Here is a 3,114-nt window from a genome sequence, read left to right as displayed (position 1 = left end):
GTCCAGTTGCGCTCCGGCAGCGCGCCGCCGAGCGCCGCCGCCGCGGCCCTCGCCGCGCCGTCACCCGACGCGAGCCGTTCCCTGAGCGCCTTGAGCCGCTCGCGGGCGGGATCGGTGCGCAGCCCCCAGCCGTAGGGGAACAGCGGGTCGTACGCCGCGTCGCCCACGTTGATCGGCAGCTGCGCGGCCGTACGGAACCAGGTGAACGGCAGCCGCCCGGTGTACGGCACGGCCCCGAACAGCGGGTCGGCCACACCCGCGCCCTCGGTGCCCGGCAGCCACGACGCCACCACCGCCGGAACCCGGGACAGGTCCCCCAGCAGGAGCGGCCGGCCCGAGACGACCAGCACGGCGCACTTCATCGCCCCGCACACCCGGTCGATCGCCGCCTGGTCGGCCGCTGACAGGTCCAGCGTGCGCCCTGCCCGGCCGACGTCGCCGAGGCCTTCGGCGTACGGGGTCTCGCCGACCACCACGACGCCCACGTCATGCCCCGTGAGCGGGGCGGAGGCGTCGCGAGAGTAGGTGACCGAGGCGGCACGCGAACGGATGGCCGACAGGATCGTGGTGCCCGGCGTGATCGGCCCCGAGGAGCCCTGCCAGGTGATGGTCCAGCCGCCCGACTGGTTGCCGATGTCGTCGGCGTTCGACCCGGCCACGTACACCTTGGCGTCGCGGCGCAGCGGCAGCAGGCCGCCCTCGTTCTTGAGCAGCACCTGCGACCTGGCCGCCGCCGTACGGGCCACCGCCCGGTGCGCGGGCGAGCCGACGTCGGCCAGCCGCGACCGGTCGGCGTACGGACGCTCGAACAGGCTCAGCCGGAACTTCTGAGTGAGGATCCTGGCCACCGCGTCGTCCACCCGGGCCACCGGCACGCGCCCGGCCTCCACCTCGGCCTTCAGCGTGCTGGTGAACGCCGGGTAGCCGTACGGCACCATGATCATGTCAAGCCCGGCGTTGATCGAGGTGCGCACGTCGCTCGGGTAGTCGCCGGGGATCTGGTCGATGGCCTGCCAGTCGCTGATGACGAAGCCCTTGAAACCGAGCCTGCCCTTGAGCACGTCGGTGATCAGCTCGCGGTGGGCGTGCATCTTCGTCGGGCCCTGGCCGAAGTCGACGCTGGAGAACGACGGCATGACCGACCCCACTCCGCGCCTGACCGCCTCGGCGAACGGCGCCAGGTGGATCGCCTCGAGCTGTGCCCGGGTGGTGTGGGTGACGCCCTGGTCGATCGTGTAGTCGCCGGTCGTGGACGAGCCGTACGTCGTGCCGCCGTCGCCCACGTAGTGCTTGGCGGTGGCGAGCACCCCGTTGCGCTGCAGTCCCTCGACGATCGCCGCCATCCGCGACACCAGCGCAGGATCCTCGCTGAACGACTCGTAGGCCCGCCCCCAGCGGTCGTCACGCGACACGCACAGGCACGGCGAGAAGTTCCACGGGACGCCCGTGGCCTTGACCTCACGAGCGGTGATCTTCCCCACCCGCTCGACCAGGCCGGGATCGCGGGTGGCGCCGAGCCCGGCGTTGTGCGGGAAGATCGTGGCGCCCACCACGTTGTTGTGGCCGTGCACCGCGTCCACGCCGTAGATCAGCGGGATCTGCAGCCGGGTCTGCCGGGCGCGGAGCTGGAAGCCGTCGATCATGTCGGCCCAGGCGACCGGGGTGTTCGGCGTCGGTGTGGAGCCACCGCCCGACAGCAGCGAGCCGAGCAGGTGGGTGGCGATGTCGTCCGGGGTGGCCAGCGCGCCCCGCTCCGCCTGCGTCATCTGGCCGATCTTCTCGTCGAGCGTCATCCGGCCGAGCAGGTCGGCGACGCGCTGCCTGACGGGCCTGCGGGCGTCGAGGTACGGCAGGCCGTGCGCGTTGATCACGACGGCCGGGGTCTCGGCGGGAGGCCGGGTGCCCGCGCCGGACAGCACGATGGGGATGGTCTCGGCGACCTCCGCGTCCCTGTCGCCGAGGGTCCTGACCGTGAACGACCTGGCCGAGCCGGAGGCGGTGCCCGCCGGGAAGGTCAGCCTGCCCTCGGCCGCCGTGTAGTCCTCGCCGGGCGTGGCGGTGCCCGTGCCGGTCCTGTAGTCCACGGCCAGGTCGGCGGGGAGCGGGGCGCCGGTGGCCGTCGTCACCGAGACGCTGACCCGGACCGACGCGTTCTCGCCGGTGGTGTAGACCGGGCGGTCCGTGGCCAGCCGTACGGGGCGCGGGGGAGCCGTGCCGTACACCTGCACGTCGTCCCAGAGCAGCGTCCCCGACGCGGCCGGCAGTCGCATCGAGTAGCCCCACATGGCGGCCAGGTCGAGCTCGCCGTCGGTGGGCGCGCCGCCGGGCTGGTAGTCGGCGCGGCGGACGAAGCCGGTGAACGGCACCTTCACCTGCCGCCACCCCGCGACGTCGTCGGTGAAGGACGACTCGAACAGCTCGGAGGCCCCGGGACCGGCGCCTCCGTCCTTCACCTCGAAGAAGATCTTCTGGCCTGATCCGGTGCCCTTGACCCAGAACGAGAATCCCTCGTACGCGGACCAGTCCTGGGTGGCTGCCAGGTCATGGGACCAGCCGCCCCACTGGGCCACGTTGTAGACGGCCTTGAGCACCCGGTTGGTGGAGGGGGCGCCTGGCCTGTCGGGGCCGGGCTCGACGGTCAGGGACGGGGTGGACGGGCCGTCGTTGCCCCAGGCCACCACGCCGGGTGGCAGGCCGTCGGTCTCGAAGTCGGTGACGGTGTGGTCGGCCGCGGCTCGGGCCGTATCCGCCCGGTTGGCCGCCGCTCGGGCCCCCGCCTGCGCGCCGGGTGGCGCGACGGCGAGCGAGGCCACCAGGGCGACGACCGTGCCTAGGAGAGTCGTTAATCGGAACACAGTACCTCCCGCTGGAGAGAGCGCTCTCTCAGATATGATCGGGAGTGGGGGACATTTCATAACATCAACGGAGTTGTCGCCGTTAGTGCGCCTGTTATCCCTCAGGGCGCGGCCCCGCCCAGAGGCGCCGTCAGAACAGCGGCGCCTCGTCCGACGGCGCCACCGGGGCGCCTTGCGGGCCATCCACGCCCCCGGAGCCGTCGCCCGGCTCGCCGGAGGCCGCCAGGGCGCCGCCGATGGCGCCGATGGTGTGCGTCAG

Annotated in this window: 1 protein-coding gene; it reads right to left on the bottom strand. The window is 72.8% G+C overall.

Going from position 1 to position 3,114, the window contains the following annotated elements:
- Nucleotides 1–2,855, bottom strand: a 2,855-nt coding sequence (locus DQW85_RS11645) for a glycoside hydrolase family 3 N-terminal domain-containing protein (RefSeq protein ID WP_240197095.1), incomplete at its 3' end; no start/stop codon positions are given.
- Between the last annotated feature and the right edge of the window lie 259 nt (nt 2,856–3,114).

The sequence above is a fragment of the Nonomuraea lactucae genome, assembly GCF_003313395.1.
GTDB lineage: Bacteria > Actinomycetota > Actinomycetes > Streptosporangiales > Streptosporangiaceae > Nonomuraea > Nonomuraea lactucae.
This window is presented reverse-complemented; position numbering and strand designations above follow the sequence as displayed.